This is a genomic window from Streptomyces sp. NPDC047453, assembly GCF_040643155.1.
Lineage (GTDB): Bacteria > Actinomycetota > Actinomycetes > Streptomycetales > Streptomycetaceae > Streptomyces.
Genome location: NZ_JBEYTS010000047.1, coordinates 40,340 through 55,346, shown reverse-complemented (window position 1 = coordinate 55,346; position 15,007 = coordinate 40,340). Strand labels below are relative to the sequence as shown.

The window sequence follows — 15,007 nt, the reverse complement described above, 5'->3', positions numbered from 1 at the left end:
GTCCTCGTACTGGACGTACTTGGGCTTTCGGCCGGTGCGGCGAGTGGGGGTCCCCCCTGCTCGAAGAGCTCGGGGGAGCGTGCCGGGCGTCGCGAGCCGGTGAACCTTTCCGGCCACAGCGCTGGCCCGCTCACTCGGCCCCGGAAGCCGGCCGGCCCACTCGGTCCGGCAGGCGGTCCGGCCGGCGGCCCCGGTGTGAGCGGGGGATCAGCCGAAGGGCCTCGGCGCGCGAGCCGGCGTTGGCGGCCTCGACCGCCCGGGCGACCAGGTCGTGGTCGGGCGACAGATGGCAGACCGGGTCGGTGCGGGCGGCGTCGCCGGTGAGCAGGAACGCCTGGCAGCGGCACCCGCCGAAGTCCACCTCTCGCCGGGGGCAGCTCCGGCACGGCTCCGGCATCCAGTCGGTCCCCCGGAACGCGGTCATCACCGGGGACTCGGCCCAGATCCGCTCCAGCGACTCCTCCCGCACGCTGGCCCGCGGCAACGGCAGGGACTGGGCGGCCGGGCAGGGCAGGACGTCGCCGTTCGGCGTCACGGTCAGCTGCCGGGAGGCCCAGCCGCTCATACAGGGCTTCGGATAGCGGCTGTAGTAGTCGGGGAGGACGTAGATGACGTCCATGCGGTCCCGCAACCGCTCGCGGGCGGCCCGTACGACGGCCTCGGCCGCCTCGAGCTGGGTCCGGCTCGGCAGCAGCGCGTCACGGTTCCGCCAGGCCCACCCGTAGTACTGGGTGTTGGCCAGCTCCACCCGGTCGGCGCCCACCTCCTCGGCCAGCCCGAGCACGTCGGCGACGCGGTCGATGTTGTAGCGGTGCAGCACCACGTTCACGGTGAGCGGCCAGCCCAGCTCCTTGACCACGCCCATCGCCTCGATCTTGCGCTCGAAGGACGGGAGCCCGGCGATCCGGTCGGACACGGCCGGCTCGTCGGCCTGGATGCTGACCTGCACGTGGTCCAGGCCGGCCGCCCGCAGCCGCTCGGCCCTCGGCCGCGAGAACCCGACGGCGCTGGTGATGAGGTTGGTGTAGAGACCCAGGTCGTGGGCGTCCGCCACGATCTCCACCAGGTCGCGCCGCAGCAGCGGCTCCCCGCCGGACAGGTGGCACTGGAGCACCCCCAGATCCCCGGCCTCGGTCAGCACCCGCCGCCACTCGCCGGTGGTCAGCTCGTCCCGGTAGTCGCCCAGATTCAGCGGGTTGGAGCAGTACGGGCAGGCCAGCGGGCAGCGGTAGGTGAGCTCGGCGAGCAGCCCGAACGGGCTATCCATCGGCGAGCTCCACCCAGCGCCGGGCGACGAGCCGGGACAGGAACCGCCGCACCTCGTCGTCGGGGACGGACTCGTAGCGCGTGCCCAGCTCGGCCATGATCTCCGCGACAGTGCGCCGCCCGTCGCACAGCTTGAGGATTTCCGCGCCGCTGCCGTTCAGCACCACCACCGTCTCGGGGTGCAGCAGGATCGGACGCTGCCTGGTCCGGGAGTAGGCCAGCCGCACATGGCGAGCCAGGCGGGGCCGGTCCGTGCCGGACACCTCGACGCCGGGGCGGGTCCTGGATGTGGTCCGGGTCGTTCCGGAAGGGGTCGGGTCCATGGTGGTCACTCCGGATAGGCCTGGTCGACGGCGTCCATCAGGCTCCACAGGACGTCGCACTTGAACGACAGCGCGTCGACGGCGCGTGCCTGGGACTCGGCGGAGAGGCAGTGCGCCGTGACCACCTCGAGGGCGTGCTCGCAGTCGCGGGGCGCCTGCTCCAGGCGGGCACGGAAGTAGGCGAGGCCCTCGGGGTCGATCCATGGGTACCACCGCTCGAACGCGGTCAGCCGCGCCGCCATCAGATCGGGCGCGAACAGCTCGGTGAGCGAGGACGCCACCGCCTCCACCCAGGGGCGGGTCCGGGCGAAGTTCACGTAGGCGTCTACGGCGAACCGCACCCCGGGCACCAGGTGCCGGTGGTCCCGGACCTCCTCGCGGGTCAGCCCCGCGGCCTCGCCGAGGCGCAGCCACGCCTCGATGCCGCCCTCGCCGGCGGCGGTGCCGTCGTGGTCGGTGATCCGCCGGATCCAGCGGCGCCGGACCTCCAGGTCTGGGCAGTTGGAGAGGATCGCGGCGTCCTTGCGGGGGATGTTCTCCTGGTAGTAGAAGCGGTTGGCCACCCAGCCCCGGATCTGCCGGCGACTCAGCCGGCCGGCGTTCATCCGGACGTGGAACGGGTGCTGGTCGTGGTATCGCCGCGAGTGAGCCCGCAACGCCTCGACGAAGTCGTCGGCGCCGGTTCTCGTGGTCGTTGCCGTCACGGCTCTACACCTGGACCTCTAGGCCGTCCGTGGCCACTTCCATGCCGCTCTTCTCCACGATACGACGCTCGGGAGTGTCCTCCAGAAGGATCGGGTTGGTGTTGTTCATGTGCACGAAGATCGTCCGCCGCACGCCCAGCGACGGGAGCTGCGCCAGGCTGCCGTCCGGGCCGTCGATGGGCAGATGGCCCATCTCCCTGGACGTCTTGCCGGCCAGGCCGAGCCGTACGAGCTCGTCGTCGCGCCAGCAGGTCCCGTCGATCAGCAGGCATGCGCAGCCCTCGATCTCCCCGCGCAGCGCCGGCGCCAGCGACTGCACCCCCGGCAGGTACACCAGCGTCCCGCCGCTGCGCTCGTCGGTCAGCCGGTAGCCCACGACGCGGCCGTGGTCCATTCCGGTTCCGAACCGGTCGCGTTTGCCGGTGGGCACGTCGAACGCCCGGCAGGACAGCCCGTCCGCCAGGGCCAGGCCGGCGCCGGGGGTCACCGCCCGCCACTCGACCGGGCAGTAGCGCTCCAGCGTGCGCAGGATTCCCGAGCCGACGCACAGGGCCTCGCGCACCGCCGGCGTGGCGTACAGCCGCAGGGCGCGGGCCTCGCGCAACAGCAGCAGGCCCAGCGTGTGGTCCAGCTCGGCGTCGGTGAGCAGCACCGCCTCCAGCGGCGTCGTCCGGTCGTCGTGCGGGTGCAGTCCGGGGAAGGCCTCGATCTGGGCGCGGACGTCGGGCGAGGCGTTGACGAGGAACCATCCGCGGCCGTCGGCGCTGACCGCGACCGACGACTGGGTGCGCGCGAGGCCGGCCCCGGAGCGGACCGCGGCGCACACCGGGCAGCCGCAGTTCCACTGCGGGGAGCCGCCCCCGGCCGCCGAGCCCAGCACGCGCAGCAACACGCCGGCACTCCGTTCGTCGAAGGGGTCCGGGTCCGTCGCCGGCCCGGCCGTCCGCGGCCGTCCTGAGCCGTCGGAGGGCGCCGGACCGGGTCCGGTGCCGTCCCACGTCCGCCGGTCCGTCCGGCCGGTCCGTCAGTCCGCTAGTCCTCCAACCGGGCGACGTACATGGTCACCTCGGCCGCGATTGCGATCTCCTCGAACTCGGGCGTCTCCCACACTTCGAGCACTTCCAGCACTTCCAGCACTTCGAGTTGGGACTCCATGGATTCACCTCCTCTCCGCCCGAACGGGCAGGCTCCGGTCGCGCGCTACGGCGATTCCGGGAGGGCGAAGACCATCAGGGCGCTTCCGTGCCCCGCGCCGAGCATGCCGGGGAGGAATCCCTCGGCCCATCCGCCCCAGCCGACGGGCACGGCGATGTACTGCCTGCCGTCGACCATGTAGGTGGTCGGGCTGCTGTGGTGGCCGCTTCCGCACTGGAACTGCCAGAGCAGTTCGCCGGTGCGGGCGTCGAGCGCGTTGAACTCCCCGGAGGCCTCACCGGCGAACACCAGGTCGCCGCCGGTGGCCAGCACCGAGGCGCACATCGGGAGTTCGTTGCGCCACCGCCACTTCTCCTCGCCGCTCGCGTCGAACGCGCTGATGGACCCGGCCATGTCCTCGATGTCCACCTGAACGCCCGCGCCCCAGTACGGAATGCTCTCCTTGAACTCCCGGCGCCGCCGGGTGGCCGTGGCCCCGGTGTCCTGGACCGGGACGTAGAAGAGCCCGGTCTTCGGGCTGTAGGCCGCGTGCGTCCACTCCTTGGCACCGGCCGGACCCGGGTAGAAGTGGACCGGCACTCCCTCCTTGTCCGGGTACGCCTTCGCCGTCACCTGGCCGTCCCTCGTGATCGCTCCCCAGGTGATGCGGTCCACGAAGGGGGTGATCCCGACCCTCTCGCCGTTCGTGCGATCGAGGACGAAGAAGTAGCCGTTCTTGTCGAAGTGCCCGAGCAGTTTGCGCCCGTCCCGCTCGAACAGGATGCACTCGGCGATGCTGTCGTAGTCCCACACGTCGTGCGGGGTGCACTGGTAGTGCCAGCGGATCTGACCGCTGTCCACGTCGACGGCGATGATGCAGTCGGTGAAGAGGTTGTCGCCCTCGCGGACGGCTCCGTCGAAGTCGGGTGCCGGGTTGCCGGTGCCGACGTACAGCAGGTTGGTCTCCGGGTCGAAGGTGCCGGTGACCCAGCAGTTCGCCCCGCCCCGGGCCCAGGCCTCGCCGTCGGCGGGCCAGGTCTCCGAGCCGGGCTCCCCGGGCTTCGGCACCGTGTAGCACCGCCACTGGTGCTCGCCGGTCTCGAGGTCGAACGCGTCGAGGTGGCCCCGTACGCCGAACTCGCCGCCGGAACTGCCGACGATGAGCAGGTTCTTCACGACCAGCGGGGCGAGGGTGGCGCTCTCCCCGGCGCGGACGTCTCCGTAGGTCCTGTCCCAGACCCGCTTGCCGGTGGTGGCGTCGAGCGCGAGCACACGGGCGTTCGCCGTGACGAAGAAGACCTTCCCCTGTGCCACGGCGACCCCGCGGTTGACGTTCCCGCAGCACAGGGACACGTCGAAGGGCACCGCGTGCTTGTACCGCCAGATCTCCACACCCGTCTTCGCGTCGAGGGCCCAGACCCAGCCGTCCCAGCCGGAGAGGAACATGACCCCGTCGACGACGATCGGGGCGGCCTCGAACGAGTAGGTCGACGCGCCCGCGATCAGTCCGGTCGTGCCCGCCTGGAAGACCCATGCGGGGACCATGCGCTTGACGGTCTCCGTGTTGATCTGGTCCAGCGTGCTGTACCGCTGCCCGTCGTAGGCGCCGTAGTAGGTGAGCCAGTTCTGGGGCTCCTCGCGGGCGTTGAGCAGGCGTTCGTAGTCGACGCCGGCCACCACGGGCGGCGCGATGTCCCCGCCCGCGACCTTGCCGCTCAGGCTTCCCTGGTCGACGGCCCAGCCCGCGTCCACGTACTCGACGGCCATGTGCTCCACCTCCTTCTCTTCCTACGGCCGCGGCTGTTCGGGACGGTCGAGGCGGGCCTCCGGCGGGGCGTCCCCCATGACGACGATGGCCCCGGTCAGACCCCGGCCCTCGTCATTGCCCGTGGGCGAGCCGAACCAGTAGTAGCCCGGTCCGTCGAGGTTGAGGGCCGCCCGTCCCCGCGAATGGTTCACCAGCCAGATGAATTTCCGGTCGCCATTGCTGGGCAGGAGCGCACAGTGCGTGTTCCGGTCGTCGTTGACGATTTCGAGCTCGATATCGCCTCCATGGGGCATGACCAGAATCGAGGGATCCCAGGCCAGCTCGTCCGGGTGGATGCGGATGGTGGCCTCCATGCGGCCGTCCGGCCTCACGGTGGCCTGCCCAATGCTTCCGGTCCCCAGCACCTGGCCCAGCGCTGCCTTGTTCTGTCCGGCCAACCCGATCGTGTCCAGCAGGTTGGATCGTTCCTGCGCGGTTGTCATCGGGGCTTCACTCTCCTCACCCGAATCCGCAGTGACCCTGAATTCGCGAATTATTTAATTCACGAGGTAAAGGGTGAAAAATTGGTCAGCAAAGAGCACGCTACGCCGGAGGAATCACACCGGGCGGCGCATGCCGTTCGTCCGCGACGAGCCGCCGTTCGTACCCGAGGTGCCGCCGTTGGGAGGAGGCGGAGGAATCAGGCGAGGTCGTACCGATCGAGATTCATGACCTTGTTCCACGCGGCGACGAAATCCCGCACGAACTTCTCCCGAGCGTCGTCGCTCGCGTAGACCTCCGCGAGAGCCCGCAACTCGGAGTTCGAGCCGAAGACGAGGTCGACACGGCTGCCGGTCCACTTCACCTCGCCGGTGGCGGGGTCGCGGCCGTCGAAGGTTTCCGCGGTCGCGGACGTCGGCCTCCATTCCGTGCCCGTGTCGAGCAGATTCACGAAGAAGTCGTTGGTCAGCGACCCGGGCTCCGAGGTGAAGACGCCCAGCGGCGACTGCCGATGGTTGGCGCCCAGCACGCGCAGGCCACCCACGAGGACGGTCATCTCGGGCGCGCTCAGGTCCAGCAGGTTCGCGCGGTCGACCAGCGAGTGCTCCGACGGCAGCCGGCCGCCCTTGCCGCGGTAGTTGCGGAACCCGTCCGCGGCCGGCTCCAGCGGGGCGAAGGACTCCGCGTCGGTCCACTCCCGGGTGGCGTCCGTGCGGCCCGGAGCGAAGGGGACCCGGACGTCGTGGCCGGCGGTCCTGGCGGCCTGCTCGACCGCGGCCGCTCCGCCGAGCACGATGAGGTCGGCCAGCGAGATCCTCTTGCCCCCGCTCTGGGCACTGTTGAAGGACTCCTGGATCCCCTCCAGGGTGCGCAGCACCCGTGCCAGCGTGTCGGGCTCGTTGACCTCCCAGTTCCGCTGCGGCTCCAGGCGGATGCGCGCGCCGTTCGCCCCGCCCCGCTTGTCGCTGACGCGGAACGTCGAGGCCGACGCCCACGCCGTCGCGACGAGCTGGGGGACCGAGCCCGGAGGCGAGGATCCGGTCCTTGAGCGCGGCGATGTCCGCCGCCCCGACCAGCTCGTGGTCCACGGCGGGGACCGGGTCCTGCCAGCGCAGGGTCTCCCGGGGGATCAGCGGTCCGAGGTAGCGCCGGATCGGGCCCATGTCGAGGTGCGTCAGCTTGAACCAGACGCGGGCGAACGCGTCCGCGAGCCGGTCCGGATGCTCCAGGAAACGCCGCGCGATCGGCCCGTAGACCGGGTCCGACCGCAGCGCGAGGTCCGTCGTCAGAATCGTCGGGGCGTGGGTCGCCGCCGGGTCGTGGGCGTCCGGCACGGTGCCGGCCCCGCCGCCGTCCCGCGGGATCCACTGCCACAGACCGCCGGGGCTCAGCTCCAGCTCCCACTCGTAGCCGAACAGGGTCTCGAGGAAGCCGTTGTCCCATCGTGTCGGGGTGGGCGTCCACGTACCCTCCAGCCCGCTGGAGATGGCGTCCGCGCCCTTTCCGGTGCTGAAGCCGCTCTTCCAGCCCAGGCCCTGCTGCTCCAGCGGGGCGCCCTCGGGTTCGGGGCCGAGGTAGGTGTCCGGGTCGGCCGCGCCGTGGGTCTTGCCGAACGTGTGACCGCCCGCGATCAGCGCGACGGTCTCCTCGTCGTCCATCCCCATGCGCCGGAACGTCTCGCGGATGTCCCGGGCGGCGGTGAGAGGGTCCGGGACAGTGTTCGGACCCTCCGGGTTGACGTAGATGAGGCCCATCTGGTCGGCGGCCAGCGGGCTCTCCAGCTTCCGGACGCCGCCGTGGCGTTCGTCGCCGAGCCACGCGCGCTCGGGACCCCAGTACACGTCCTCGTCGGGCTCCCAGACCTCCGCCCGGCCGCCGGCGAAGCCGAAGGTCGTGAAGCCCATCGTCTCCAGGGCGCGGTTGCCCGCGAAGACCATCAGATCGGGCCAGGAGATCTTGCGGCCGTACTTCTTCTTCACCGGCCAGAGCAGCCGGCGCGCCTTGTCGAGGTTGCGGTTGTCCGGCCAGCTGTTCAGCGGCGCGAAACGCTGCATGCCGGCGCCCGCGCCACCGCGGCCGTCGTCGACGCGGTACGTCCCGGCGCAATGCCACACCATCCGGAGCACGAGCGGCCCGTAGTGGCCGAAGTCGGCCGGCCACCACTCCTGCGACGTCGTCAGCACCTCGTCGACGTCCCGCGCCAGGGCGCCGAGGTCGAGCGTCCGGAACTCCGCGGCGTAGTCGAAGCCCTCGCCCAGGGGGTCGGCCATGGCGGGGTGCTTCCGGAGGACCGCCAGGTCGAGCCGGTTCGGCCACCAGTCGCGGTTGCTCGCGCCCCCGGCGTTCATCGCGCCGACAACGGCGTCCCGACCGTCCGTCACGGGAACCTCCTTCCGGAACAGAGGTTGTGCTGAGGGACTCAGAGGTCCAGCGCGCGACGCACGGCCGGCGCGTTCCGCCGGGAGACCGGCACCATCTCTTTGGTCCGGCCGTCCATGACCAGGGACAGCTCGCCCTTGAGCCCGCGCTCGATCTCCCGGATGCGGCCGAGGTTGACCACGTACCGGCGGTGCACCCGCAGGAAGCCGGCATCCGCCAGCTCACCGTCGAGCTTGTCCAGGCTCACGGAGGCGGCCCGCAACCGCCCCTGATCGGTGGAGAGCCACACGTCGTTGCCCCGCGACTCGGCGAAGGAGACTTCCGCCAGCCGCAGCAGCACCAGCCGGTTGTCGCGCACCGCGACCAGCCGGCGCGGCAGCATTCGAGGATGCGCCGACGCCTCCACCTGCGGCACCTGCGCCCCGTCGGAGGCGCCGAACGAGACCAGGTGCCCGATCAGGCGCCCCGACGAGAAGACGGGGCGGATGCCGATCGACGTCGGCTCGTCGGCGAGATGGGCGAAGATCTGCGTCGAGCCGACCCAGTCGGGATTGTCGGCCGCCTGCCCCGTGGCGTACCGGGCGGCCGCGATCAGTTCCGGCAGCCCGGGCTTCCAGCGCAGCGTGGGGTCGACCGCCGGGGTGCAGGCGGGTACGCCCAGGAGCACGCTCGCCATGGCGTCGGCGATCACCACCTTGCCCGCAGTGTCCACCGCGGCCAGCGCCGCACCGGAGTGCGCCCTGGCCTGCGTGCAGGCCGCGACCAGCTCGGCGCCGCTGTCCCGGGCGCGCCTCTTCAGCGGGTACTGGGTCATGGTCACCGCGTTCGCCAGCCAGCCGCTCGCGGACGCGGGCAGCGGGCTGCGCCAGCAGCAGATGCTCATGACCGCGAGCGGGTCCTTGGTCACCACGTCACGCACCGCGACGCCCGCGCAGACCCAGTCGTGGAACGCCTGGCACCAGTGCTCCGCGCCCCTGATCGGTACCGGTCCGTACGTCTCCAGCGCCGTGCCCATGCTGTTCGTGCCGACCGCGCACTCGGACCAGCAGAACCAGGGGGCCAGATTGGACTCGCCGGCCCGGGCGAGCGTGGCCTGGTCACCCCACTCGGCGAGGATCCGGCCGGTGGCATCGGTGACGGTGACGACACCACCGAGGCCGCCCACCTCATGGGCGACGGAGGCGGCACGGAAACCCAGCTCGGCGAACACGACGTCGTGTTCGGGCGTGTGGCCGGGCTCCGCGACGGCCACCGGGGCCCGGGTGAGGTGCGGATCCACCCGGTACTGCTCCCGGCAGCGATGCCAGGAGATCGCCACCAGGGGCCGGACGTCCGGGACGTGGTCCTCGCCCTGCACGAACCGCTCCCACGCCGCGAGCACGGTGCCGCCGCCCAGGTTCGCCGAGACGGGCTCGAGCCGATGTACATCGCTCATGGTTCAGAACCGTCCTTGGTCCCTCCCCACCCCCACAGACCTGCATCACCCACCCTAGTGCGCCCCGAGGTTCCCTCGTCGGGTCGTGCACGTCCCTCTCCGAGCCGGTCCGGGGACCGCCGACCGTCGTAGACGAGCAGTCCGTCCTCGCGCAGACGTACTCCCTCGCCGAGCCGATGGGGGACGAGCCGGCCGTCGTGCATCAGATGCAGGACGGGCCGTCCGCGGGCGAGCACCACGAAGTCGGCGATGATGCGGCGGTGGCAACGCCACCAGACCGCCTCCGCGCACATGACGGCCGTCCGCCGCCGCGCGGCCTCGTCGAGGAGCTGGGTGACCGCGTCGAGGAACTCGTCCGTGCGCGTGTGTGCGGCGTAACCGCGGAAGGCCTCGTTGCGCCAGACGGTGTCGGGCGAGTCCGGAGGCACCTTGCGGAAGCCGCCCAGTCGCGGTTCCCAGCGGTAGGCGGTCCCGCGTTCGGGCAGCCACTCCAGCAGCCTCTCCCGGCCCACGTCCGGGTTGTGGCGGCTTCCGGGCGCGGTCCTGACGTCCACCACGGCGGCGATCCCCGCCCCGCGGATCAGCTCCGTGAGGCGTTCGCGGTCCGCCGTACCGTGTCCGAAGGTGACGAGCGGCTGCTGCTCCATGCTTCCAGGATCGCCTTCATGCCTCCGGAGCGCCGGAGGACCTCGTCCGGTCCGTGGGCGATCGCCGCGGACCCAGGACACGCGAGGTCGATGTCGGATTCCCGCCAGCCCCGACCCGCCCGGTGCCGGATGCTGGACGCATGCAGAAAGGGATGCACACCCACCGGGAGCGCTGTGTGCGCGCCGTACGGTCCAAGGACGCGCGGTTCGACGGCTGGTTCTTCACCGCCGTCCTGACCACCCGCATCTACTGCCGGCCCAGCTGCCCGGTGGTGCCGCCCAAGCCGGAGAACATGACCTTCTACCCGAGCGCGGCCGCCTGCCAGCAGGCCGGCTTCCGGGCCTGCAAGCGCTGCCGCCCCGACACCAGCCCCGGCTCACCGGAGTGGAACCAGCGCGCCGACGCCGTGGCCCGCGCCATGCGGCTGATCGCCGACGGAATCGTCGACCGCGAGGGCGTGCCCGGACTCGCCGCCCGCCTCGGCTACAGCACCCGCCAGATCGAACGCCAGCTCCGCGCCGAACTCGGCGCCGGACCGCTCGCGCTCGCCCGCGCCCAGCGCGCCCAGACCGCCCGGCTGCTGATCGAGACCACCGCCCTGCCCATGGCGGAGATCGCCTTCGCCGCCGGCTTCTCCTCGATCCGCACCTTCAACGACACCGTGCGCGAGGTGTTCGCCCTGTCGCCCAGCGGACTGCGCACCCGCGCCCCCGGGCGGCCCGCCGAGCCCGGCACGCGCCCCGGCGCCCCGGGCACCCCCGGCGCCCTCTCCCTGCGCCTGCCGTTCCGCGCCCCGCTCAACCCGGACAACCTCTTCGGCCACCTGGCGGCCACCGCCGTACCCGGCGTCGAGGAGTGGCGGGGCGGCGCCTACCGCAGGACCCTGCGCCTGCCCTACGGCCACGGGATCGCCACGCTGGCCCCGAAGCCGGACCACATCGCCTGTCGTCTCACCCTCGGCGACCTGCGGGACCTTCCGGTCGCCATCAGCCGCTGCCGGCGCATGCTCGACCTGGACGCCGATCCGGTCGCCATCGACGACCAGCTGCGCACCGACCCGTTCCTCGCGCCCCTGGTCGACAAGGCCCCCGGCCGCCGCGTGCCGCGCACCGTGGACGAGGGCGAGTTCGCGCTGCGGGCCGTGCTCGGCCAGCAGGTCTCCACGGCCGCAGCCCGCACCCACGCCGGCCGCCTGGCCGCCGCGCACGGCGAGCCCGTAGACGACCCCGAAGGCGGCCTCACCCACCTCTTCCCCGCCCCCGGGTCACTGGCCGCCCTCGACCCCGAGTCGCTGGCGATGCCCCGCACCCGGCGCACGACACTGCTCACGCTGGCCGGTCAACTCGCCGATGGAACACTTCACTTGGGCGTGGAGAGCGACTGGGAGGAGACCCGCGGCCGCCTCCTGGCACTCCCCGGATTCGGCCCCTGGACCGTCGACGTCATCGCCATGCGCGCCCTGGGCGACCCGGACGCCTTCCTCCCCACCGACCTCGGCATCCGGCGCGCCGCACAGGAACTCGGCCTGCCGTCCACCCCGGCCGCGCTCACCGCCCGCGCGGCGGCCTGGCGGCCCTGGCGGGCGTACGCCGTGCAGTACCTGTGGGCGACCGACAGCCACCCGATCAACTTCCTTCCCGTCTGAGGACGTTCCGCCATGAAGCAGTACACCGTGATCGACAGCCCCTACGACCTGCTCACCCTCGTCGCCGACGACGGCGTCCTGTGCGGCCTCTACATGACCGACCAGCGCCACCGCCCGCCCGAGGAGTCCTTCGGCGAGCCCGACGACGGCCCCTTCGGCGAGGCCGTCGACCAACTGGAGGCCTACTTCACGGGCGAACTGAAGGAGTTCACCGTCCCGCTGCGCCTGCACGGCACCCCGTTCCAGCGCACGGTCTGGGACCAACTGCGGAAGATCCCCTACGGCGAGACCCGCTCCTACGGCGAACTCGCCACCGCCCTCGGCAATCCGGGCGCCTCCCGCGCGGTCGGCCTCGCCAACGGCAAGAACCCCATCGGCATCATCGTCCCCTGCCACCGTGTGATCGGCGCGGGCGGCAGCCTCACCGGCTACGGCGGCGGCCTGCCCAGAAAGCGACGCCTGCTGGACTTCGAACGGGGAACGGCCCTCTTCTAGCCGCTGTACGAGCCGTCGCAGCCCGCGCAGCAGCGTGGGAAGCGCCGTGCCGATCGACTCGCGACGAGCTCGTCGGCGATGTCGTCGTACGGTGTCGGTCGGCGACCTGGAGGCTGGTGCCGACCGCGATGAACACCTGGCAGCTTTGGTGATGGCGACCGCCTGACCGAGCACCTGCGGATCGAGTCGCTCGCCGAACATCACGGTCGCCGACTTCAGGATGCCGCCGCACTCCCAGGACGGCGGATACTCTCCCCGGCGGCACGCAACCAGGGGCAGGCACGCACCGCCCGGCCCGGCCACGCCGCGCGCCCTACTGGACAGCCTGCTCGGTGGCCTGCGCCGACTCCGCGTGGCTACCTAGAGTGACGGGGTCCTCATGAGTCATCCTGCTGGTCGACCTGACAAGAGGGAGAGGCGGGGGAAGCTCGCGCGGTATCGGGTTCGGACCCTCTTGGCGCCCCCGATCCTCTCGAGAACGAGCTCAGCTCTACTGAGGACCGCGTCGTCGTCGCGGAGTGGTCGCGGCGGATCCCCCCCGGTCAGGGCCCGGATCCCGGAAGTGCGCATCGGTAAGCGCTGGTACAGCACCGCCTGGCTGATCCCGGTCAGTGTTGACAGACGCGGGGGTGCATGCCCGGCCGGGAGCGGCTGCGGCTGCGTGGCCCGGTGCCGCCCGACCGGATGGCGCAGGAGCCGCCAGAGCGTGTGTGGACGGCCAAGGACGACGCGGTCACCCTGCCTCGCTGGCTCGGCCTGCAGGCGCCGGCCATCGCCGGTTCGGGCTGGGCTGGGGCCGGATCCTGATCGCGACCCTCGGCCTGCTGGCTCCGTTGGGAGTCTTCCTCCTCGGGGGAGAGCGAGCCAAGACCACGCTCGGCGACTGGAAGGAGTGGGCAGCTCAGCACAATGCCGCCGTGATGGCCGTCCTGTTCTTCGTCCTCGGACTGAAGCTGCTCGGGGACAGCATCTCCATCCTCACCTCCTGATGCAGCCGAAGAGCGCACGGGCCTCTGCCGGCGGTTGCTGCACAGCCGCGGAGTACACGCAACTGGCTGCCCAGCCGATAGTTCGGGATGAAGAGGCTGTGCCAGAGACGTGCCGGATCGTGCGGGGAACCACGGGGAATGGCGGGGATGAAGCCGCTGGCCTGGCAGGCCCCGTAGTCTCTCCTCCGCAGGTCAGTGGGGCTAGCGCCTCCGCAGGACCCCAGCTTCCCAAGCTGATGGTCCTGAGCGTGCGTTGACGGCTGCTGGTGCAAAGCAGAAGCGATGGCCCGTCAGTCGTCGTGTGTCTGCCGCACGCCGGTGCACGCGATCAGCGTGCTGCCGTCTTCGGGGGTTCGGTCATGGGGCCGAGGTCAGGGCGGAGGTGCGGGGTGGGCGAACGGATGTTCGCCTGTGCCGGGCCGGGGTCATCCGGGGCGGTGGCCGTTCTCCAGTTCCGCCGTGCCCGTGCCGTCGGTCAGGACGTCGAGGGCGGTCAGTACGCGGCGGCCCAGGGCGCCCGGCAGATGGGCGGCGAGTGCGTCGCGGGCGACCAGGCGCCAGGACAGCAGCTCCTCCTCCTGGAGGCGGATCGCCTTGAGGTCGTCGTCGGTGAGGACCCCGCCGTCGTAGAGGTACGCCACCAGCGGAGGCCGTGCGGTGCCGGGCACCCAGTCCACGACGAGCAGCCGGCCCGGCTCGCGGTCGAGCCCGATCTCCTCCAGCGTCTCGCGGCGCGCGCCCTGGCGCGGAGTCTCCCCGTCGTCGGACTCGACGGTGCCGCCGGGCAGCGTCCATCCGTCCCGGTAGTTCGGCTCGACGAGAAGCACCTGGCCGTCCGCGTCACGGAAGACGCAGGCGGCAGCGACGAGGACCCGGGGAAGGCCGGCGATGTACGTGGCATAGTCCGCGGTGGTCATCCAAAAAGGGTAACGAGCCTCGTGACAACCGGTGCGACGCACCGCGTCGCCGGTCCCGTACCCGAGGCACCGGGACCGGCGTCCGGCGCGGTCACATCCGGGCGGCGACCTTGCGGGCCAGCTCCTCCAGGCGCCGGTCGTTGTCGGCCCGGTCCGCCACCACGGTCATCGCGACCCAGGTGCCCGACGTGCGGAACAGGAGCCCGAACGTCCCGTGGTCCTTGTCGTCGTAGGCGGTCGCCTCGTCGCCGATACCGGTGAGCGGCTTGCGGTCGGCTGCCCGGAGCATGTCGTCCATGAACTGCTTGGCCTCGTCCCCCTGGATGGTGGACGCGATCGGCACCCCCTCGTGGGTGTATCTGCAGCCGCCCGGGGTGTCCTCGCTCTTCTTCCCCTCGACGGACGTGCCTCCCAGCTCCTGGGCCTCCTGAAGGGAGATGAGCGCACACGGGTTCGCCGGGGCCTTCTTCGGCGGAGCGGAGGGAGCGGCTCCCCCCTGTGAAGCGGTCGCGGAAGGCGCGGAGCCGGCGGTGGGCGCCTTCTCGCCGGAGCCGCCGCAGCCGGCCAGGCCGAGGACCGCGAGCAGGGTCGTGGACAGCAGGGCCGAACCTTGGCGCACACGGTTGAGAGTCATGGTGTTCTCCTGGTTTCTGTGTCTCTGTGTCTCTGCGGTTCTGTGGTTCTGCCGACCGTCAGGGCTGGTGGGGCCGTTGCCGGACCAGGATCCCGGCTCGCGGGGCGAGAGTCCGCGTGTGGTGCGGATTGGTGACCGCGGTGTGTTCATGTTGTGGAGAAGGGCGGACGGAACGCACCATGCCGTAGCG

At 71.6% G+C, this 15,007-nt stretch carries 15 protein-coding genes and 2 pseudogenes; 4 read left to right on the top strand and 13 right to left on the bottom strand.

The window, feature by feature from the left end; all coding sequences use genetic code 11:
* Positions 1-130: 130 nt before the first annotated feature.
* From pqqE to ABZ818_RS30140, 10 genes and pseudogenes are all read right to left on the bottom strand, one after another.
* Complete coding sequence (pqqE, locus tag ABZ818_RS30185) at positions 131-1,267, bottom strand: pyrroloquinoline quinone biosynthesis protein PqqE (RefSeq protein ID WP_361421434.1); 1,137 nt, start codon at positions 1,265-1,267, stop codon at positions 131-133.
* On the bottom strand, positions 1,260-1,589 hold the full coding sequence (gene pqqD / locus ABZ818_RS30180) for a pyrroloquinoline quinone biosynthesis peptide chaperone PqqD (RefSeq protein WP_361421431.1): 330 nt from the start codon (positions 1,587-1,589) through the stop codon (positions 1,260-1,262). The genes pqqE and pqqD overlap by 8 nt, the downstream gene beginning before the upstream one ends.
* Before the next feature lie 5 nt (positions 1,590-1,594).
* Positions 1,595-2,293 carry a pyrroloquinoline-quinone synthase PqqC gene (gene pqqC, locus ABZ818_RS30175; RefSeq protein WP_361421428.1) on the bottom strand — a complete coding sequence of 233 codons (699 nt, stop codon included), beginning with the start codon at positions 2,291-2,293 and terminating at the stop codon, positions 1,595-1,597.
* A 4-nt stretch (positions 2,294-2,297) separates the two neighbouring features.
* The gene (gene pqqB / locus ABZ818_RS30170; protein ID WP_361421425.1) at positions 2,298-3,185 is read right to left on the bottom strand and encodes a pyrroloquinoline quinone biosynthesis protein PqqB; all 888 of its coding nucleotides are present in this window, start codon (positions 3,183-3,185) and stop codon (positions 2,298-2,300) included.
* Positions 3,186-3,325: 140 nt separating this feature from the next.
* Entirely contained in the window at positions 3,326-3,448 is a 123-nt protein-coding gene (pqqA, locus tag ABZ818_RS30165) for a pyrroloquinoline quinone precursor peptide PqqA (protein ID WP_361421422.1), read from the bottom strand.
* Between the two features lie 45 nt (positions 3,449-3,493).
* Complete coding sequence (locus tag ABZ818_RS30160) at positions 3,494-5,194, bottom strand: PQQ-dependent dehydrogenase, methanol/ethanol family (protein ID WP_361421419.1); 1,701 nt, start codon at positions 5,192-5,194, stop codon at positions 3,494-3,496.
* A gap of 21 nt (positions 5,195-5,215) precedes the next feature.
* A complete protein-coding gene (locus ABZ818_RS30155) occupies positions 5,216-5,677 on the bottom strand; it encodes an MSMEG_3727 family PQQ-associated protein (protein ID WP_361421416.1) in 462 nt (153 codons plus the stop codon).
* Positions 5,678-5,874: 197 nt separating this feature from the next.
* A pseudogene (gene katG, locus ABZ818_RS30150) lies at positions 5,875-8,023 on the bottom strand (catalase/peroxidase HPI).
* Between the two features lie 71 nt (positions 8,024-8,094).
* Positions 8,095-9,489: a LytTR family transcriptional regulator DNA-binding domain-containing protein gene (locus ABZ818_RS30145; protein WP_361421413.1), complete on the bottom strand. Its 1,395-nt coding sequence runs from the start codon at positions 9,487-9,489 to the stop codon at positions 8,095-8,097.
* A complete protein-coding gene (locus ABZ818_RS30140; RefSeq protein WP_361421411.1) occupies positions 9,486-10,136 on the bottom strand; it encodes a DUF488 domain-containing protein in 651 nt (216 codons plus the stop codon). Before ABZ818_RS30140 ends, ABZ818_RS30145 begins: the two co-directional genes overlap by 4 nt.
* Positions 10,137-10,276: 140 nt before the next feature.
* On the opposite strand from ABZ818_RS30140, the gene ABZ818_RS30135 reads away from it, so the two are divergent.
* Both ABZ818_RS30135 and ABZ818_RS30130 read left to right on the top strand, forming a co-directional pair.
* Entirely contained in the window at positions 10,277-11,782 is a 1,506-nt protein-coding gene (locus ABZ818_RS30135; protein ID WP_361421408.1) for an AlkA N-terminal domain-containing protein, read from the top strand.
* Positions 11,783-11,794: 12 nt separating this feature from the next.
* A complete protein-coding gene (locus ABZ818_RS30130; protein WP_225078215.1) occupies positions 11,795-12,277 on the top strand; it encodes a methylated-DNA--[protein]-cysteine S-methyltransferase in 483 nt (160 codons plus the stop codon).
* An 18-nt stretch (positions 12,278-12,295) separates the two neighbouring features.
* Here the strand turns inward: ABZ818_RS30130 and ABZ818_RS30125 are convergent.
* A pseudogene (locus ABZ818_RS30125) lies at positions 12,296-12,508 on the bottom strand (Sir2 family NAD-dependent protein deacetylase); the annotation flags it as partial.
* Between the two features lie 402 nt (positions 12,509-12,910).
* On the opposite strand from ABZ818_RS30125, the gene ABZ818_RS30120 reads away from it, so the two are divergent.
* Positions 12,911-13,084 carry a hypothetical protein gene (locus ABZ818_RS30120; RefSeq protein ID WP_361421405.1) on the top strand — a complete coding sequence of 58 codons (174 nt, stop codon included), beginning with the start codon at positions 12,911-12,913 and terminating at the stop codon, positions 13,082-13,084.
* A gap of 26 nt (positions 13,085-13,110) precedes the next feature.
* A complete protein-coding gene (locus tag ABZ818_RS30115; protein ID WP_361421403.1) occupies positions 13,111-13,266 on the top strand; it encodes a hypothetical protein in 156 nt (51 codons plus the stop codon).
* Positions 13,267-13,691: 425 nt separating this feature from the next.
* On the opposite strand, the gene ABZ818_RS30110 is transcribed toward ABZ818_RS30115, so the two are convergent.
* Together ABZ818_RS30110 and ABZ818_RS30105 are read right to left on the bottom strand one after the other, a co-directional pair.
* A complete protein-coding gene (locus tag ABZ818_RS30110; RefSeq protein ID WP_361421401.1) occupies positions 13,692-14,183 on the bottom strand; it encodes an NUDIX hydrolase in 492 nt (163 codons plus the stop codon).
* A gap of 91 nt (positions 14,184-14,274) precedes the next feature.
* On the bottom strand, positions 14,275-14,817 hold the full coding sequence (locus tag ABZ818_RS30105) for a DUF3558 family protein (RefSeq protein WP_361421399.1): 543 nt from the start codon (positions 14,815-14,817) through the stop codon (positions 14,275-14,277).
* Positions 14,818-15,007: the final 190 nt, after the last annotated feature.